The sequence below is a fragment of the Aureimonas ureilytica DSM 18598 = NBRC 106430 genome, assembly GCF_000382705.1.
GTDB lineage: Bacteria > Pseudomonadota > Alphaproteobacteria > Rhizobiales > Rhizobiaceae > Aureimonas > Aureimonas ureilytica.
This window is the reverse complement of sequence record NZ_ARQE01000042.1, coordinates 1-1491: the sequence shown is the minus strand read 5'-3', so window position 1 is coordinate 1491 and position 1491 is coordinate 1. Positions and strand designations below refer to the sequence as shown.

Sequence of the window (1491 nt, the reverse complement as noted above, 5' to 3'; positions counted from 1 at the left end):
CGCAACGCGCCCGACGTTCGTCTCCTCCGCCGTCAACGGCACCTCGCTGGTGATGACCTACAGCGAAGCGCTGGATGCCGCGCATCCGCCCGCAAAGACTGCCTTCACAGTCACATCAGGCGGAGCANCAGTCGCCGTCAACGCCGTGGCGGTGGATGCCGCAGCCAAGATCGTCACTTTAACGCTCGCGTCCGCCATCTCCCATGGGCAAGCTGTGACAGTGGCCTACGCCGATCCGACAGCGGGCNACGATGCGAACGCCATTCAGGATGGGGCAGGCAATGACGCCATGTCGCTCTTGCCAACCGCAGTCAGCAACACGACACCTACCCCACCACAACCTCCGACGACCCCGACGGTCGTCAAGACTGTTAGCCCGTTCGGCGAGACCCTTCTAAAGGGTACGTCCGGCAACGACGTCCTGACAGGCGGCCCTGGGACCAATGTCCTCGAAGTCGGCGCCAGATCGGCGGACGTGACGCTCACCCGCAATTCCGATGGCAGCGTCACCCTTACTGGGCCGGGTCTTGGAACCGACAAGCTCGTCAACATCGATATCTTGCGTTTCAACGACCGCGCGGAGCTTCTCAATCCGCCGAAGGGCCCGATCAGCACAGGTGCCGCACCCTTCGACGAAGCGACCTATCTCGCGCAAAACTCTGACGTCGCGGCGGCAGTGAAACGTGGTGAATTCACAAGCGGCGAAGCGCATTTCAAGGCTTTCGGAAAGGCCGAGGGTCGCATGCCGGACGTCGCTGTGGACGCGAGCTACTACCTCGCTCACAACAAGGACGTTGCTGACGCCGTTGCACGAGGCGAGTTTAAGAGCGCCCTCGATCACTTCCTGCGCTTCGGTGAAAAGGAAGGACGCGCACCCAACGTGCTTTTCAATGAGAAGTTCTACCTCGTGCGGAATCCTGATGTGGCCGCGGCTCTGAAAGCGGGAACTCTGTCCAACGCTTACGAGCACTACCAACAGTATGGTTGGAAGGAGGGACGCGATCCGTCCGCATTTCTGAACACCACGGCTTATCTGGAGGCCAATCGCGACGTAGCTGCAGCGAAGGTCAACCCGCTCGACCACTTTCTCGACTATGGCGCGCTCGAAGGGCGCTCGCTCAAGATCGCGGATACAGGGTACTGGCAAAGCTGATCGAGACTCACAGGGTTCGTTCTGGCTGATCCGGCATCGTTCCTGGAGGCTCTACGAAGGCGGCCCCTTACGGATCACTCCCACGACGTCGCAGGACTGGCAGATGTCTGCTTTGGAGAAGTGAAACGGCAGAACGCAGAGTCTGCATTGGGTCGAAAGCGGAGCGGCAGCTTTCCATGCGTTCGCACCGTAAGCTGCCGGTCCGCTTTCGGCCCGTTCCCGCCGTCCGCTTGTGGCGAAGAAGGGTGGAAAGGCGACTGTCCGCTTTCCGCCGACCGAGGCAGAAAGCGGACCATTTCCTCACTGGTTGAGGGAGAACTGCTAAGCGCCGAAGGCCC

The 1491-nt window shown here is 61.0% G+C and carries 1 protein-coding gene; it reads left to right on the top strand.

Annotated elements, in window-relative coordinates; translation table 11 throughout:
- Positions 1–52 precede the first annotated feature (52 nt).
- Entirely contained in the window at positions 53–1153 is a 1101-nt protein-coding gene (locus B146_RS28145) for a SwmB domain-containing protein (protein ID WP_051091632.1), read from the top strand.
- The last annotated feature ends 338 nt before the right edge of the window (positions 1154–1491 follow it).